This window comes from Haladaptatus sp. CMSO5 (genome assembly GCF_036689885.1).
GTDB lineage: Archaea > Halobacteriota > Halobacteria > Halobacteriales > Halococcaceae > QDMS2.
In genome coordinates, this window is record NZ_JBAHVW010000001.1 from 2,852,343 (window position 1) to 2,868,651 (window position 16,309).

General features: G+C 61.7%; 18 protein-coding genes and 1 tRNA gene. 2 read left to right on the plus strand and 17 right to left on the minus strand.

Annotation, left to right across the window (positions count from 1 at the left end; all coding sequences use genetic code 11):
• Positions 1–20 precede the first annotated feature (20 nt).
• From V5N12_RS15305 to trmY, 14 genes are all read right to left on the minus strand, one after another.
• Positions 21–428 (minus strand): hypothetical protein, encoded by a 408-nt coding sequence (locus V5N12_RS15305; RefSeq protein WP_332900042.1) that lies wholly within the window; start codon positions 426–428, stop codon positions 21–23.
• 43 nt (positions 429–471) lie between these two features.
• Positions 472–840 carry a hypothetical protein gene (locus V5N12_RS15310; RefSeq protein WP_332900043.1) on the minus strand — a complete coding sequence of 123 codons (369 nt, stop codon included), beginning with the start codon at positions 838–840 and terminating at the stop codon, positions 472–474.
• Complete coding sequence (locus V5N12_RS15315; RefSeq protein ID WP_332900044.1) at positions 841–1,098, minus strand: hypothetical protein; 258 nt, start codon at positions 1,096–1,098, stop codon at positions 841–843.
• Complete coding sequence (locus tag V5N12_RS15320; protein WP_332900045.1) at positions 1,098–1,379, minus strand: ubiquitin-like small modifier protein 1; 282 nt, start codon at positions 1,377–1,379, stop codon at positions 1,098–1,100. Before V5N12_RS15320 ends, V5N12_RS15315 begins: the two co-directional genes overlap by 1 nt.
• A 38-nt stretch (positions 1,380–1,417) precedes the next feature.
• Entirely contained in the window at positions 1,418–1,804 is a 387-nt protein-coding gene (locus V5N12_RS15325; protein WP_332900046.1) for a hypothetical protein, read from the minus strand.
• 36 nt (positions 1,805–1,840) lie between these two features.
• Positions 1,841–2,296, minus strand: coding sequence for a hypothetical protein (locus V5N12_RS15330; protein WP_332900047.1), 456 nt, complete (start codon positions 2,294–2,296; stop codon positions 1,841–1,843).
• Positions 2,297–2,332: 36 nt separating this feature from the next.
• Positions 2,333–4,084, minus strand: coding sequence for an archaeosine synthase subunit alpha (gene arcS / locus V5N12_RS15335; RefSeq protein ID WP_332900048.1), 1,752 nt, complete (start codon positions 4,082–4,084; stop codon positions 2,333–2,335).
• On the minus strand, positions 4,077–5,582 hold the full coding sequence (tgtA, locus tag V5N12_RS15340; protein WP_332900049.1) for a tRNA guanosine(15) transglycosylase TgtA: 1,506 nt from the start codon (positions 5,580–5,582) through the stop codon (positions 4,077–4,079). Before tgtA ends, arcS begins: the two co-directional genes overlap by 8 nt.
• A gap of 52 nt (positions 5,583–5,634) precedes the next feature.
• On the minus strand, positions 5,635–6,177 hold the full coding sequence (locus tag V5N12_RS15345; protein WP_332900050.1) for an NUDIX hydrolase: 543 nt from the start codon (positions 6,175–6,177) through the stop codon (positions 5,635–5,637).
• Positions 6,178–6,207: 30 nt separating this feature from the next.
• On the minus strand, positions 6,208–6,999 hold the full coding sequence (locus tag V5N12_RS15350) for an inositol monophosphatase family protein (RefSeq protein WP_332900051.1): 792 nt from the start codon (positions 6,997–6,999) through the stop codon (positions 6,208–6,210).
• Between the two features lie 38 nt (positions 7,000–7,037).
• The gene (locus V5N12_RS15355; protein WP_332900052.1) at positions 7,038–8,708 is read right to left on the minus strand and encodes an ArnT family glycosyltransferase; all 1,671 of its coding nucleotides are present in this window, start codon (positions 8,706–8,708) and stop codon (positions 7,038–7,040) included.
• Between the two features lie 191 nt (positions 8,709–8,899).
• Positions 8,900–9,616: a hypothetical protein gene (locus V5N12_RS15360; RefSeq protein ID WP_332900053.1), complete on the minus strand. Its 717-nt coding sequence runs from the start codon at positions 9,614–9,616 to the stop codon at positions 8,900–8,902.
• A gap of 221 nt (positions 9,617–9,837) precedes the next feature.
• Positions 9,838–9,910: transfer RNA gene (locus V5N12_RS15365), tRNA-Pro, on the minus strand.
• A gap of 44 nt (positions 9,911–9,954) precedes the next feature.
• Positions 9,955–10,551: a tRNA (pseudouridine(54)-N(1))-methyltransferase TrmY gene (gene trmY, locus V5N12_RS15370; protein ID WP_332900109.1), complete on the minus strand. Its 597-nt coding sequence runs from the start codon at positions 10,549–10,551 to the stop codon at positions 9,955–9,957.
• Between the two features lie 85 nt (positions 10,552–10,636).
• Here trmY and V5N12_RS15375 point away from each other — a divergent pair, with 85 nt between their 5' ends.
• Positions 10,637–12,949 (plus strand): hypothetical protein, encoded by a 2,313-nt coding sequence (locus tag V5N12_RS15375; RefSeq protein WP_332900054.1) that lies wholly within the window; start codon positions 10,637–10,639, stop codon positions 12,947–12,949.
• On the opposite strand, the gene aglM is transcribed toward V5N12_RS15375, so the two are convergent.
• Positions 12,950–14,242 carry a UDP-glucose 6-dehydrogenase AglM gene (gene aglM / locus V5N12_RS15380; protein ID WP_332900055.1) on the minus strand — a complete coding sequence of 431 codons (1,293 nt, stop codon included), beginning with the start codon at positions 14,240–14,242 and terminating at the stop codon, positions 12,950–12,952.
• A gap of 89 nt (positions 14,243–14,331) precedes the next feature.
• On the opposite strand from aglM, the gene aglF reads away from it, so the two are divergent.
• Positions 14,332–15,069, plus strand: coding sequence for a UTP--glucose-1-phosphate uridylyltransferase AglF (gene aglF / locus V5N12_RS15385; RefSeq protein WP_332900056.1), 738 nt, complete (start codon positions 14,332–14,334; stop codon positions 15,067–15,069).
• 9 nt (positions 15,070–15,078) lie between these two features.
• Here the strand turns inward: aglF and V5N12_RS15390 are convergent, their stop codons facing one another.
• Both V5N12_RS15390 and V5N12_RS15395 read right to left on the minus strand, forming a co-directional pair.
• Positions 15,079–15,942 (minus strand): hypothetical protein, encoded by an 864-nt coding sequence (locus tag V5N12_RS15390; protein WP_332900057.1) that lies wholly within the window; start codon positions 15,940–15,942, stop codon positions 15,079–15,081.
• A 193-nt stretch (positions 15,943–16,135) separates the two neighbouring features.
• A partial coding sequence (locus V5N12_RS15395; RefSeq protein WP_442904985.1) for a phosphate acyltransferase occupies positions 16,136–16,309 on the minus strand: 174 nt, incomplete at its 5' end.

Consider the following 16,309-nt stretch of genomic DNA (forward strand, 5'->3'; position numbering starts at 1 on the left):
GTTCTTTCTTTTGCGCTGCCTCAGTAAACGACTCGCTGGCGCATGTCCCGACGGATTGCACCGAGCGCCGTTGCCGTGCCGACGAGTGCGATGAGCGACGGGCCGAACGTCGCCGGATTCAACCAGTCGAACGTCGAATAGTACGAGAGGTAGTAGTACTGGTCCTGATATTTTACCACCTCGGGGTAGTCGATGTCGTCTTCGACCGTCACGACTTCGCCACCTTTCACTCGTTCGAAAATCGCCTGCTCGGTCGGAGCCAGCTCTTCGTAGTAGGCCGTGGGCTTGTGTGGCGACGGGGTGTCTCGCGTTTCGACGTACTCGACGTGATAATCCATATCGGCAAACGGGAAGAACAGCGCCACACCGGCGAGCGCGACGCAGGCACCGACGAAGAGGAGGGTGAAGTTAATCGTCGATTGCTTCATACTCGCAGGTCAAACAACGGCGATAAAAGCTTTCTGCCGGGTGTCAGACCGTTTCTTTTCCGATGACGATACAGTCGCGGATGTCGAGGGCGGCGTCGAACTCAAAGCGGCGGTCTTCGCGTCGTCCGACGCGGAGCAGTTGTTCGTTGTGCGCGCGGCGGACGGCGTCCATCTCGCGGTCGTTCATATCCACGCGATGGGCGATGACCGCCCACTGCTCGTGACCGACGAAGAAGAAACAGGCCTCCTCGGTCTCGAACACAAGTTCGAAGCGGTCTCGAAACTCGTCGAGTTTCGGCCCAATCTGCGCCTGGACGCGGTCTACCAGCGGGGCGAGGTTGTGGGCGGGGACGCTCGCTTTCGCGCCCGCGATGAGCAACACCTGTCCTTCGATTGGGTCGCCGTTTGCCATCTACCCACCTGCACGCATCGCTTTCTGCGAGAAGCGCTCGACCAGCTCCTCAAGGACGGATTCGTCGCCAGAGAAAACCACGGTCACTTCGGTCAGTTCGAGCGACGGGCCAATACTGACTTTCTCACTCGAAACGTGTGCGGTCCAGTCGGCGGCAACGATCGTCGCGTCATCGTCGCCGGGTTCGCCGCCGAGATTCTGCAGATAGTGTTTGGCGAGGCGTTCTGAGATACCGCGAAACGATTTTTCGCGTTGCATCAGCCACCTGCGACCGGTGGGAAGACGCTCAGTCGGTCGCCCGCTTCGAGTTCGGTGGCGATGCCCTTCATGTGGAGCACTTCCCGGCCGTTTTTGAGGACGCTGAGCTGTGGGCGGATGTTTCCGTCGCCGTCTAAGAGACTGCCGGAGAGGCCGTCAAACTCGGCTTCGAGCGATTCGAGCACTTCGCCGACGGTCACGTCGTCGTCGAAGTCGCGTTCGATGATTTTCGACCCGACGGCTTCTCTGAAGGTGGCGAAGAATCGAAGTTCGACCTGCATTACCCACAGACAGTGGCGCAAGCCGTATAAATATGGACCTACCGGCCACCGAACCGAATCCCGTCTTCGACAATACGGGCGTTTCGCTCTCGGTCAAGTTCGGCGGCGAGGGCGTCGTGGTCGTACAGTTGTGTGATGAGCGACGCTTGGAGGTTGCGCCACGCGATGGCGTAGATGGGCGACTGGCCCCACGCGCGGAGTTCGGGGACGAAGTCGTCGTATTTCTCCAGTCGGGCTTCCATGCGGTCGATTGCTTCGAGGACGAAGCGCGCAGCCTCTGCGTCGTCTTCTGCCTCGGCTATCGCGCGATTGATGCTCGACTCCCAGCCTTCGACGGCGCGTTCCATGTCTTTGGCCGCGTTCTGGCCGTCTTCGGGGAGCGATTCGACGATCTGTGCGGGCAGGGCGAGTGACACGTCGTCCATGCCTGAAGGTGACATGGCGCGTGTAAAATGGTTGTGCTACCCGTGTGTCAGAGCGGGAGCACCCGTCCGGAACGTCGCAAATGCTGCGCCAGCAAAGACGAACAGCGTGAAGGTCAATGCACGGAGGATGGCGGTGTAGACACTCCCCAGGATGGGGAACGCCAATTGGAGACCCGATTGTCCGTCGAGTGCGACGAACGTTACAACCGCTGTGCCGAGCAGTAAGCCGACGAGTGCACCCCCGAAACAAGAAACGAGCACGTTCTTGTACGCGACAGCCACGTCGACGCGCGTTCCCGTTACGTAGCCGAGGACAACTGCGAGAACTGGGCTGACGAGAAATCCGAGAATGGAGACGACGAAGGCTGCACCACCGAGTTGCGAAAGTGGCTGATTGAGAAGAATTTGGAGGTACTGTGAAACCGTCATTATCGCACCGGCAAAGCCGGCCAAAACGAAGGAAAAACCTGCAAGCCGTCTTTCGAGAGCCATGGAGGCACCACTCAGGCCCCCATAATTAAAACTGACCTAAACTTCTTCGACGTGGCGAATCTGCACCGCGATGCCGCGCGTGCTCGTCTCCATCTCGCGGCCGCTCATCTTGGCGACGCCGACGGCGAACGCCTGTGGCCCCTGAACCACTACGTCGTCGCCGACGCGGATGTCGTCGCTCGCGGTGACGACGCCCGGTGCGAGCACCGACCCTTGGGGCACGAAGTTGTCGATTTCGACGGTTTTCGTCGGCACGTCGCTTTCGAGCCAGTGGCGTGCACCTTCGAGGGTGAACGAGAGCGTCCCGTAGAGGGGCACCATCGCGGCCAACTGGGTGCCGTCAGCGGTGTGGGCCCGGAGTTTCGGATACCGGCCCTGAATCGAGAGGTCGGGGAACAGCTCGTCGCCCGCGCCGTCGCCGAACTGGTAGTCTGCGAGCGCCCGAAGCGTGTTGTGCTGGCGCTCGCTTTTCAGGTACTTCGACTCGCCGTCCAACGTCTGCATGAGGTTGCCGATAGATTCGGGCGTCGTCGGGTGGTCTTCGACGGTGTACTCGATATCCAAGTTGAGTGCGTCTTCGACGCGTTCGACGATGTCGCGGTATCCCTTCTCCGGGACGTGGGCGATGATGCGCGGGTAGTCGTTGCGTTCGAGATACCGTTTTAGCACTGCTGCGACGAACTGTTTTTCGTCCTCGGACCAGTGGCCCGTGACGACCGAATCGTAGTGCTGGGCGGGGTAGGTGGTTTCGAGTTCCTGGGGCACCACGCCAATCGGTGAGGTCATCGAGACGAGGTGGGCGCGGAATTGAATCGCGTCGTGGTACTGGCCGTGGCTCTGGGATTCGCTGTACGGCTTGCGGGCAGAACACGGCACGAGCACGAGCGGGTTGTCGAAGCGATTGTTGTAGCGACTCGTCACCCGGTCTGCGAACCGCTGGATTTCGACGCGTTTCAAGGAATCTTCGGTCGCCGCGAGCAGTTCGGTGCGCCGAAAGAGTGGCGTGTGCGCTTCCATGTAGGCGTACTCCTGGTCGAATCGACGGAAGGCGGAGGTGAGCCACGCTTCGTGGCGAGCTTGGCCTTCGATGTAGTCGCGCAGGCGGCCGCGGCGGATGCGCTGGCGGACGATGCCCAACTGGGCGCGAAGCGCATTGACGTTGTGTTCGGCGCAATCTGCGCGCGTGAACTCGGCGAGCGGTTTCTGACAGGCCGCACACGCACACGGGAGTTCCTCTAAGTCCTCGAGGAAGTGCTGGCCGTCGGTGGTAAGATAGAACCCTTGGGTGCCCTTGATGCGCGCTTGGGTGGCGTCCACGAGGTCAACCCCGGCGTAGACGAGCATGGCGACGTTCGCGGGCGTGGCGACTCCCGACAGCATGAGTGCGGTGTCTGCGGGCGTCGTTTCCTTCATCGCGATGATGGCGTCGACGAACGCGGCGGCGTGGCCGATGACGCGTTGGGCTTCAGAGAGCACGTACACGTCAGCGCCGAAGTCGTCCACCGAGTACTGGGAGACGACGGCTGCACTCGGGAAGTCCACGTCTGGATACTCAGGACCAAAGGAGTCTGCGACTTCCGGCGCGGTGCCGCCGGGAAGCCCTCGATACGGGAGAATCGTCACTTTCGACGGGTCGCCTTCGGGGAGGTCACGCTCTTTTGGCCAGCGACTCCCCGCATCGACCACCACGTCGTCTGCGAGCGTCGGCGTCGTCACCGACTCGGTGAGGCGAAGTTCACCGACGCGGGCGGCCCCATCGCGGTGGTGTACCTCGAAATACTCAGTCATGGGTTTCCTCCGTCTCGTTGGCGTTTTTGTCCATCGATTCTAAGTCAACAATCTCGACACCGTCGGGGAGTCCGGCGACGATGTCCGCGGGCCAGCCCTTGTGGGCGACCGTGAACTCCGTTTCTGGATTCGCCGCGACGAGTTTCTGAACGCCGACGACGGCTTGGCGGTAGGCTTCGTCGTCGATGCGTGTTGGTACTTCTGCGGTGAGTGGGTACGTCTCGCGCAACGCCATCGGGAACGGACCAAACGGCGGGAGCAGCCGCCACGACTCGTCGTAGTTGTCTGAAGAACCAGCCTCGGTGAGGAGGACGTGGCCCTCCGGCGACAGCCGAGAGAGGCGCTTGTGGTGGCGGACGACTTCCGGGCGGTACGCGCTCTCGCCGGAGAGGTAGAAGAAGGCGTCTTTGCTCGACGGGTCGGATTCTTCGAGGAGGTCTGCGTGGGCGAGCATGGCGCGGTAGCCGTCGAGCATTGCCGGATGCGAACGGGCGCGCGTCTCGACCAGTTCCATCAGCGTCCCGCGGCGGATGGCCTGCTTGATGGTGCGAATCTCCTCGAACGAAACGTGGAGGTTGTGTTCTGCGAGCAGGCGTTCGCGTTCCTTGTTCGAAACCTGTTCAAGGTCTTCGGGCGTGTGTTCGGCACAGACGGGACACGAACACGGGAAGTAGTCGAGTTCGTCGAAGTGCTTGGTCCCCCGCACGGTGAGATACCGGCCGTCGCGGGCGTAGAGCGCGTAGGCCGCAGAGTCGAAGAGGTCACAGCCGAGGGCGACGGCGAGGGCGAACATCATTGGGTGGCCCGCACCAAAGAGGTGGACTGGGGCGTCCGCGCCGAGGCCGTCTTTCGCCGCAGCGACGGCATCGACCATGTCGTCGAACCGATAACCGTTCATGAGCGGAACGACCGCTCCCACGGGGAACACGTCGAGTGAGGTGCTGTAGGCGTGTTCTGCGGCGGCTTTCCGGAGGTCGGGATACGTCGAGCCTTGGACGGGCGCGTTCACGAGCATGTCGCCAACGTCCACCGTCTCGGCAAATTCGAGTCGTGCTTGGGTGGTAGCGAGTTCCGCTTCTGCCTGCTCGCGGGGCACGTCGGGGGGCGTCGGGATGTCCACCGGCGTCCCGATGTCCGAGCCGATGTCGTGTTGGAATTGGAGGATTTCCTCGGTATCGACGCTGATTTCGCCGTATTCTGCGAGTTGGAACGACCCCGAATCGGTCATAATCGCGCCGTCGAAGTCGAGCAGCTCGTGAAGCCCCACGTCGAGGGCCTGCTCGCGCACGTCGTCGCTCTTGTAGATGATGTAGCTGTTCGTGATGAGAATTTCCGCACCGAACTCAGAAGCGAGTCGGGACGGAGCCACCGTCTGGCGGTTCGGGTTCACCACGGGGAGGAGCGCCGGCGTCTCCACCGTGACGCCCGCCCGGGGAACCGAAAGCCGCCCGATGCGGCCCGCGGCGTCTGTATCGCGGACCTCGAAGCTGTCGCGCATTGTCCGAAACTTCGACGGAACAGGGATACACATTCCGTTCTCAAAGCGCGACTCAGGCGAAGCGTTCGTAATAGAGCGTCCCAAGCACCGCCCGCCCGTCCCGGATTTCGCCTGATTCGATGGCCGCGAGGAGGTCGTCGTAGGATTCGATGACGACGCGAATCGACTCGTTGAAGTCGAGATTCTGCTCGCTCGCAGGGTGACAGTCGTAGGCGACGAAGTAGTGATGCACCGCGTTCGCGATACCGTTTACCGGTTCGACGGTGGTCAGGTGGGCAACACGGGCAGCCTCGTGGCCCGTTTCCTCTTCGAGTTCGCGGTGGGCCGCGGCCGCTGGGTCGTCGTCTTCTGGTTCCATCGTCCCCGCGGGAAGCCCACGATTCACGCGCTTTACCGCCTGTCGCCATTCCTCGATGAGCACCACATCGCCGTCCGGGGTAAACGGGAGGATAACGACGGCGGGCGGCTCTGAGAGGTAGTCGAAGTCCGACTCCGTCCCATCAGGAAGGCGTACGTCCTCGTGGGTGACGTCGAAGCCGGGGCAGGTGTAGGCGGTTTCTGTGGCGAGCGTTTCCCATTCGAGTGGGTCGGTCATTGCTCGCTCTTCGTCGAGTGCAGTGAAAAATCAGGGGATAATCGAGAGGAGGGTGTCGTGAACCTTGCCGTTCGAGGCGACCACTCCCTCCGAGTCCCATCTCCAAGGATTGCCGTCGATGTCGGTCACTGTCCCACCGGCTTGCCGGACGAGGTGAACGCCCGCGACGGTGTCCCACGGCGAGAGCCTGACCGCGGAGACCGCACCGTCTAACTCGCCCGCCGCAACCATCGCAAGCGAGACTTGGCCCGTGCCAAAGCGCCGGAGGTCGCCGAAGGCTTCGAGCAGGTTGCGAGACACCTCCGCGAACAGCGGGCGGTGTTGGGGCTGGAGGCCGAAGGTGAGCGAGACGGTACACAACTCGGGGTCGTCGCGGTCGCTCACCGTCACTGGCTCGTTGTCTCTGAGCGTCGTGTCCCCAGCAACGTACTCGTCACCGAGGGCGGGCAGGCGCGTGATGGCGGCCTGTGGTTCGCCGTCTTCGACGTAGGCGATGCAGGTCGCCCAGACGCGATTGCCATGGGTGAAGTTGTTCGTCCCGTCGATGGGGTCGATTACCCACGCGGGACCTGTGTCAGGTATCTCTTTCAGTTGGTCGCCTTCTTCCCCGACAATCGTGTGGTCGGGAAACGAATCGCGGATGACCTCGACGACGCGATTCTGGGCGTCTACGTCCGCCTGCGTCACGGGGTCCATCTTGCTCGCCTTTGGGGTGATAGAAAGGGGCGTCCGGAACGCAGAGAGGGCAACGTTGCCGCCTGCGGTCGCGGCCTCGCGGGCGACCGAGAGCACGCGGTCTACATCGGGTGGCGTAGCTGTCACGTCATCCACGACAACACCAATCGGTAAAAACGCACGCCCTACGCCGCGGTTCCCGCGGTAGACTCGTCCGAGTTATCGGTCGTCTGTGAGGGGGATTGTGCGACCTTGTAGATGAGCACGCCCTCGTTCTCGTAAACGAGGTCGTAGCGCGGTGCCTCGTACAGCGAGTCTTGCATTCCGAGTTCCGTGTGGCGTTCTTTCCCGCGAACCGTGTAGTCGCCTTTCGGGACGTAGAGGTAGTCAGGCTGGCGCTCACCGAAGGCAAGCAATTGCGTGACACAGCTTGCGCTGCCACAGTTCGAGATGGCCTTGTAATATTCGACCTCCCAGTAGTAGGTGTGTGAGGTCGTCCACTCGACCCCCCACGGCCCGACGAGGATGGTCCTCTCGGTGAACAGGGGCACCCACTCTGCGGTGTCGCCCATCACGACAAACGTTGCATCCTGCGGCGTGTTCGACTGCATCCACTGCATTGCCTCGCGGTCGTGGTCGTCCATCGTTGCTGGCTGGGCGGCGCTGTGGTCGTACTCCGTCTGGAGCGTGCTCGTGGCGAAGGCGACGCCCGTCCCGACCGCGGTGAGCATGACAAGCGCGACGAGCGCGAGCGACACGCCGCGATAGAGGTCGCCGCGCGACGTGCGCTCGCTGAGGAACGTTTTGACCGCGGGCAACACGCCATCGTAGACGAGGAAGGCGACGAGCATCGCGCCACCGACGAACAGGAAGCGGTCTTTCCCGATGAGGTAGCTCGCGCCAATCGCCCAGATGGCGAGGAAATACCGTTTTTTCCAGAGCGCGTAGCCCGCGGCGACGAACACTGCGAGGTAGAACACCGATATGATGTCCTTCTCTTTGATCGGGATGATGAACTGCCGGTAGATGCGGTGCCAGCCACCGCCGAGGCCGTGGTGGGTGCCAGACGCCTGCAGGAAAATTTCTGGCCCGTGGGTGGCGAAAATCTGGAGCCACCACGGCGCGGCGATGAGGATGCCACCGCCCGCGACGATGGCACCGTACACGAGTCCGTAGAACGACCGGTCGAACACGGCGTAGGCGAGCAAGTAGCTAAAGGCGAAAAACACGGTGTACGTCGGGTGGGTGAGCACTTGGATGCCGAACAGCGCCATCCCGGGCACAATCCACCGACGGTCGCCCGTCTGGAACAGCCGAATCCCGGTATATGCTCCAACCAGCGCAATCATGAACGCTGGAGCGCGGACGATGCCGCCGGCCGAAAGGTGCCACCGGAGCACCGCTGGCGTGCCCACGAAGACGATGGCCGCGAGGCCCGCCTGGCGTTTTGAGTCGAGCAGGTGGCGCGCGAGGAAGTAGTACGGCACCATTATGAGCGTCATGACTGCACCGGGGATGAAGCGCGTGAGCGTGATGGCATCGACGCCGAACAGGTCACGGATCACCGCGTAGACGTAGAACATGAACGGTGGGTAGGCGAAGGGAACCCCCGACACGGTGTACCCCGGAATGCGTTCGGGGAGCGCGTAGCCGTTTGCGACAATCGCATCGGAGATGGCGATGTACAACCCGCCGACGTAGGCCGGGTACTGGTGAGTCGCGAGGTAGGACACGTAGACGGTGGCCGCGGCAAGGACGGCGAGCGAGAGCCATGTCACGTCTGTCCAGGTCACCGTGTGGTGACGCCAGTCTGGCAACAGCGAGTTGCGGGTGCGCGAGCGAGGCGGTGTTGACATGGCTAACTCGTCACCCCACGTGAGCGTACGACAAGGAGGGGGGAGGCGTGGGGGCAACGAAGACCACTCTGGGCGAACAGAGTCATTGGATATGTACAATCAAAGAAAGCCCATTATTATGGGCGGCGTAAGGACAGAATCGTGAGTGGTCAATCCGGTGTTATCTTGCGGTTTTCTCCACGGTTGCACCACTATAGTTCGACGTGTGAAAGGTTTGCATCAAGCTCGTCTACGTGCTCATTGAACGCCTCGATAAACCCCCGGAAACCCTCTGCGTGGCGCTTTACGTCCGGGGCAGACGGTGGTTCGTACTGCGAGACGAGATACACCCCGCCTTCGCCACCGACGCGAAGGTACGACGCCCGGTCGCCCTCCCACTTCAACTCCCAGCGCTTTCCTGAAACCGTGGTTTTCCACGCGCCGTAATCCGTCCCATTGAATCGGTGGAGCTGGGCGGAAATCGCATCCGCCGTCTCTCGAATCGTGCGTACGAGACGATTGCGCTCTTCGACGACTGACGCCGTGGACGCAACCTCGGGGAAGTCCGTGTCAACCTCGTCAAGAATGCCCTCGAACGACGCGACGTGGTCGTTGAACGCCCGGACGAACGCGCCGTAGTCCTCCATCGCCAGCGCGAGGTCGTCGGGCGCGGGCGGCTGTTTGGTCGACACGACGTAGATATCGCCCTTCTTGCCCGAGTATCGCAGATAGTCGAGGTTGCCCGCTTCGTACTTGACCGTCCAGTCACCGTTGCTCGTCGAAAACGTCTCTTGGCCGTAGTCGCCGCCTTTCAGCAAGGCGAGTTCGCGCGCAATCGTCCCCGCGTGTTCGTACACCGCACTGACGAGTTCGTCTCGCTCCGCTGCAACATCGTCTGCCTCTGTGATTTCCTCGTCGAGTCCGTCCATTGGCGACAGTTGGGCGCTTTCGCGTAAAAGGCGTTGGTAAGGGTGGAGTGGAAGTGTAGGGGTGAGGGGAATGTACTACGCGCTTGGGCCAGCACAGATTCGAACAACGCCCAGACGTGCTCGCTTCGCTGCGCGCGACTGGTCTCGTTCGAACTGCTTGGCTGCATTTTTCACACCGCACAGACCGCTCGCTGCGCTCGCGGTTGTGAGCGGTGGAAAAATGGGCCAGCGCAGATTCGAACTGCGGTTACGGCCACCCGAAGGCCGAAGGATACCAGGCTACCCCACTGGCCCGCATCTACGTTTGATGCTCGCCCACCTGTTAATCGTTGCGGACGTTAGTACGTCTCGAACCCTTCGGTGTCGAGGAAATTGTGCGCGACGGTGATGGTGTGGTCTGCATGGAGAATCTCTGGGCCAATTCGAACGCGCAATTCTGCCGCTTCCGAGAGCAGGGCGGCCTCTTCGTCGGTGAAGTCGTGGTGGTCGGAGAGGACGAACACCGGGTTGTCGGGCACGTCCACGGAAGCAATCGGGTCGCCGTCTTCGTGGAGTTCGATGACCGTCCCGTCGCCCGCGACGGTTTCGAGAATCGGCTCGAAGCCACGCCGCGAAAGATACACGCCGGGCGAAGCTTCGGCTTCCATGTGTCCGATGGCGTTTTGCTTTTCTTTGAGTGCGTTTCGGACGAGGGCGGCCGTTGAGCGTTCGTCCGGGTTGAGGCGACGGAGTTCGCTCCCCTCGAAGCGAATCGTCAGTTCGTCCTGCAAGACGAGGTAGACGCGAACGTCTTTGCGGATGTCGTGGGAGAGGAAGAACGCAGAGTTGACACACCGACAGAGCACGTCCAAGCGGCCCGCACCGCCCGCGAGGTCGTCGAGGGAGAAGTCGGGCGTCGTCGGCGCGTCGTGGCCGAGGATGATGAACTGGCGCATTGGGAACACAAACGACCCGAACCCGTCATACATCCGTCGAACGCACCCGGCACATTTATTCGAGTTTGTCAGTATCTCCGTGATAATGACCGACGTGCGCGAGGAGACCGCAGCGCTGCTCGAAAAACGGCCCGAGATGGCCGATTCGCTGGAGCAACTGCTCGCAGTCGATGCGCAGCAGGCGACGTGGACGTTTGGCGACATCCCGCTCGACTCCGGTGCGTTCGGCGAGGTCGTCTCTCGCAACATCGTCGAAAAACACGACGGTGGCTACCGCGTGGCAGACCGGAAAGCCGTGAAAGCTGCCCTCAACGGTGAGACCACGACCGAGCGAACCACGCCGGCTGTTTCGTTTTCGCTTCCCGCCTTCGACAGCCGCGCCGCCACGCTCCTCGCCGGTGCGCTCGTCTTTCTCGGCGCCGTCCGCTCGATATTTGTTTCCAGCGTGTTCCGCGACGGCCACGTCGTCCTCGGCGCGAACGACCCCTACTACTACCGCTACTGGGTCGAACAGGTCGTCACGAACACGAACGGCGTATTCGACTTTTCCGGACTCTCTGCTCTCCCCGACGTGGTTGCCAAGGGCGAACCCCTCCTCGTCGCAACCCTCTGGTGGGTGTCTTCGTTGTTCGGCGGCATGGACGCGACCGGCCCCGTCCTCGCGCTGTATCCCGTCGTCGCTGCCGTCATCACGGGCGCGCTCGTCTACCTGCTCGCCACGGAACTCACCGACGACCGGCGCGTTGGCCTCGCGAGCGTGCTACTGCTTGCGCTCATCCCCGGCCACGCCCTGCGCACCAGTCTCGGCTTTGCAGACCACCACGCCTTCGATTACCCGTGGCTGGCGCTCACGATGCTCGCCGTCGTCATCCTCGCCCGCCATGGCGCGTTCTCCGACCTCAAAACCCGCCCGAAAACGTGGCTCGCAACCCTCGCCCTCGGCGTCGGCGTCGCCGGGCAAACCCTCGCGTGGGAGGCCGGACCGCTGCTCATCGTCCCGATTGGCTTCTACGTCGCCTTCCGCACACTCTCAGATGTGCGCGCAGGCCAGTCGCCGCTCGCATCCAATCTCGCGCTTCTCCCGGGACTGGCACTTGGAGCACTCCTCACCGCCTTCTTCCACACCAGTTTCGGCTGGCACACGACGCAGGTCGCCTCTGCTCCAGCGCTCCTCCTCGTCGCCGTTTTCGGCGTACTCGCGATTGGCGAGGTGAGCTATCGAGCACAGCTCTCGACTGCGGTGCTCGGCACGCTCGAAGCAGTCGGAGCGATTGTCGGCGTTCTCGCCTTCCGGGCACTGCTTCCAGAGTACTGGGTGCGCTTGGTTGGCCAAATAAACCGGCTCATCTCCCCACAGGACATCGTCGAGACGGAATCGCTGTTCAACGGCGACTCGATGGGCTTTCTGCTCCTGTTCGGCTTCATCCTCGCACTCGCACTCCCCTACATTGGCTGGGCGACGCTCACGAGCTATCGAAAGCACCAGCCCCAATGGATCGTCGGCGCGGTGTACGCGTGGTACTTCTTCGTGCTCGCGGGCTTCCAGATTCGGTTCGTCGGCGAGATGGCGGCGATGACCGCGGTGTTCGCCGCGCTCGGTTTCGTCCACGTCGCAGAGCGCGTCGAACTCGCACGCAGGCCGGTTCCGTTTCGAGAATCCGTCTCACAGACGCGCGAATCAATCGAGATTCCAGACGGGAAAGCGATTGCCTCGCTCTGTGTACTCTTTCTCATCATCGCAAGCCTGAGCCTCGTCCAAGTGCCGGTCAAAATGGATCAGGTGACGACCGACGGCGAACTGTTCGAGACCGCACAGGCCATCGACACCTATGCAGAAGAACAGGGAATGGCGTACCCCGAGACCTTCGTGCTCAGTCGCTGGGGGAAAAACCGGATGTTCAACTACTTCGTGAGCGGCGAGTCACAGTCCTACGGCTACGCCCAATCGACCTACACGCCGTTCATGCGCGCGAGCAACAGCAGCGACTGGTACGGACGGCTCTCGAATCGCGTCGGCTTCGTCGTGACCGAAGAGTTAGACTATCCACCGGGCACGATGCAAAACCGACTCCACGAACACTTCGGTAGTGAGAGCCAAGCCGCGCCGGGCGTTGCCCACTACCAAGCGATTTACAGCACCGAAAGCGGCGAGACAAAGGCGTTCAGACTCGTCCCCGGCGCGACGATTACCGGGCAAGCCGCGCCGAATGCCACCATCTCACTTTCGACGCCGGTGACCATCGACGGCGCGTCGTTCGACTACGAACGAACCGTCACAGCGAACGCGAACGGAACCTACCGCGTCACCGTCCCGTATGCGGGCGAGTATTCGGTAAATGGTGAGACGGTCAGCGTGAACGAGACGGCCGTCGAAAACGGCGAAACCGTGGCTGCGTAACTACCACGTCAACCCTTCGTAGGTGATGCCCTCGCGCGGGGAAACGATGCGCCGCCCATCGATTACGACTGGCGTTTCCATCGCGTCGAACTCCAAGTCGAGCGCCGCAAACTCGTCCCAGTCGGTGACGACGAGCGCGCCGTGTGCGCCGGCAAGCGCGGCCGCCGCAGAGGAGGCGTACTCAATGTCGGGGAAGCGAGCGCGCATGTTGTCGGTGGCGACGGGGTCGTAGGCGACGACCGTCGCACCGCGGTCGAGCAGGCCTTCGATGGTCGGAATCGCCCGCGACTCGCGGATGTCGTCGGTGCCGGGCTTGAACGCGAGTCCAAGAACGGCCACGCGCTTCCCGCTGACATCGACGTGGTCGTCGAGCAGCGAGAGCATGCGGCCGGGTTGGCGGTCGTTTACGTCCACTGCGGCCTGCAACAGTTGCGGTTCGTAGCCCGTGTCGCGGGCGGCGGCGATGAGTGCGGCCACGTCCTTCGGGAAACACGACCCACCCCAGCCGACGCCGCTTCTGAGGAAGTGGGGGCCGATGCGCTCGTCTAACCCAATCGCGTCTGCAACCTCGTAGGCGTCCACGTCGTAGGCCTTACAGATGTTTCCGAGTTCGTTGATGAGGCTGATTTTCGCCGCGAGGAAGGCGTTGTTCGCGTACTTAATCATCTCGGCCTCGCGCAGGCCCGTCTTGACCACTGGCGCGTCGGTTCGGTCGATGAGCGGCCCGTAGAGCGCTTCGAGGAGGTCGTAATCGCGGGCTGCCTCCGCGCCGAAGACGAGCTTGTCCGGGTTCAAGAAATCAGTGACAGCAGAGCCTTCCCGAAGGAACTCCGGATTCATCGCAACGCCGAAGTCCTCGCCTGCGACTTTCCCCGAGGCTTCTTCGAGCAGTGGACGGATGACATCGCCCGTTGTCCCGGGTGTCACGGTACTTTTCACGACGACGAGGTGGTAGTCGTCTTTTTCCGCGAGCGCGTCACCGAGCGAGCGCGTCCCTGCTTTCATAATCGAAAGGTCGATAGAACCGTCGGGATTCGACGGCGTGGTGAGCGCGAGAAACGTCACGTCCGTCTCGCGGACGGCGCTGTAGTCGGTCGTTGCTCTGAGCGACGTTCCCGCGTGGGTTTTCACGAGGTCGGCCAGTCCGGGTTCGTGAATGGGCGCGACACCGTCGTTGAGTTTCGAGACGACGGTCTCGTCGATGTCGATGGCCGTCACGTCGTGGCCGAGGTCTGCAAAGCACGCGGCGATTGTGGTGCCAACGTACCCGCTCCCCACGATGCTGAGATTCATTACAGATACTTGTCCGTAATCTGTCTTGAGGATTTGGAATAGTCAGTGCAGTGAGAGGGTTTTTACTGTAAGAGAGCACACACGGTGGTATGCAAGCAGTCGTGCTCGCGGCGGGTAAGGGAACCCGACTGCGACCACTCACAGACGATAAGCCGAAAGGGATGGTTGAGGTGGCGGGAAAACCAATCTTGACCCACTGTTTCGAGCAACTGAAGAACCTCGGAGCCACCGAGTTCCACGTCGTCGTCGGCTACAGGAAAGAGGCCATCATCAGCTACTACGGCGACGATTTCGAAGGCATCCCAATCACGTACTCACACCAGCGCGAACAGAACGGCCTCGCCCACGCGCTGTTGACCGTCGAAGAACACATCGACGACGACTTCATGCTCATCCTCGGTGACAACATCTTCCGGGCGAACCTCGGAGATGTCGTGAATCGCCAGCGCGAAGAGCGCGCAGACGCTGCCTTTCTCGTCGAAGAGGTGCCGTGGGACCAAGCCTCTCGCTACGGTGTCTGTCGGACGAATGCCTACGGCGAGATTATCTCCGTGGTCGAAAAACCCGCAGAACCCGAATCGAATCTGGTCATGACCGGCTTCTATACGTTCACGCCGGCGATTTTCCACGCCTGCCACCTCGTCCAGCCGTCGAATCGCGGCGAGTACGAGTTGAGTGAGGCAATCGACCTGCTCATCCACTCGGGGCGCACCATCGATGCGATTCGGATGGAAGGCTGGCGCGCGGACATCGGCTATCCAGAGGACAGAGAAGCCACGGAAAAACGGATTCTCGAAGAAGAAGGCAAAAAGGCGAAAACGGAGTAAGCGAGTCGATTAGTTTTCTGGCAGGTCTACGATGATGTAGTGGTGTCCTGAGCTGAAGTAGCGAGCTTTCGCGTGGACAAGTTCCATCTCCGGATTCTCAGGTGCGGTGTACTCACCGTTTGGCATCTGGTAAACTGCGAGGGTAAACCAGCTGTGAGAGTCGGGTTCTCCTTCGAAGAGTGGGCCACAGTCCTCGTGAACGTAGAAGTTCATGCGGACCGCGGTGTCGTTCACTTCGACGCTCGTGAAGTCAACGCACTCCTGGATATACTCATCTTGCCATCCGGTGTTCTGGACGCCTTCGGTCCCACCGGTGACGGTGTTGCCGTAGAGCATGTAGACGAGTTGGTCGTTGTCGATGTAGGACCAGTTACGCGTGTCGTTGAACGATTGGTACGGCCGGCCCGTGGCGAGGTAGACGTGGTAGTGGCCCGTCTTCGTGTCAGGCGAGTACGTCGGTTCCACCGGCGTTGGGGTTGGAGTTGGCGTGGGTTCTGCCGTCGTCGTTGGAGTCTGCGTCGTGGTTACCGGCGTTTCAGTCGTGGTCACTGGCGTCGCAGTGGTGGTCGTTGAATCGTCGGAGTCAGACGAAGAGTGCCGCGAGCGTTTTCGCTCGGTCGTCGTCACCGGCTCTTCGGTCGTAGTTGTCGGATCTGGCGATGCCGTGTGCTCGGTCGTCGTGACCGTCGTCGTGGTCACGGGCGGAGTCGTCGTAGGTGCGCTCGTCGTCGGGTCAGGGGTGACAGGGTCGTGTGTCACAACGTCATCGAACACGAGGTCCTGGTCGGACGTATCCGGGCCACCAAAGCCCGACAGCCCGACGGTGAAACTCACGATGATGAGGAGCACGAACGCTCCTACTACAATGCTCATTGTTCGAAATGGAGTCGGCATACCTGACTTTCGGGAGTAGAAGATATTGTTACAGACTGGATACACACCCTGACATGACTGTTAGTTGGATGTTACAGTCGTTCCGGAAAGACAGTTTTTCAGAGGGGTTTTCGAGTGACTGCGACGGGCCAGTTGATGCCTACCAGCGTGAAACCGCCACCTGACCGACTCCTCAGCGGGTGTCTTGTGCATCAACAACCGCAACGGATGCCAGATTGACCACGTCTTTGACCTCGTCGCCGCGCTGGAGGACGTGGACGGGTTTGTCCATGCCAACGAGCATCGGCCCAATCGCCTCTGCGCCGCCGAGGCGCTGGAGGAGTTTGTACGCGATGTTCCCCGCCTC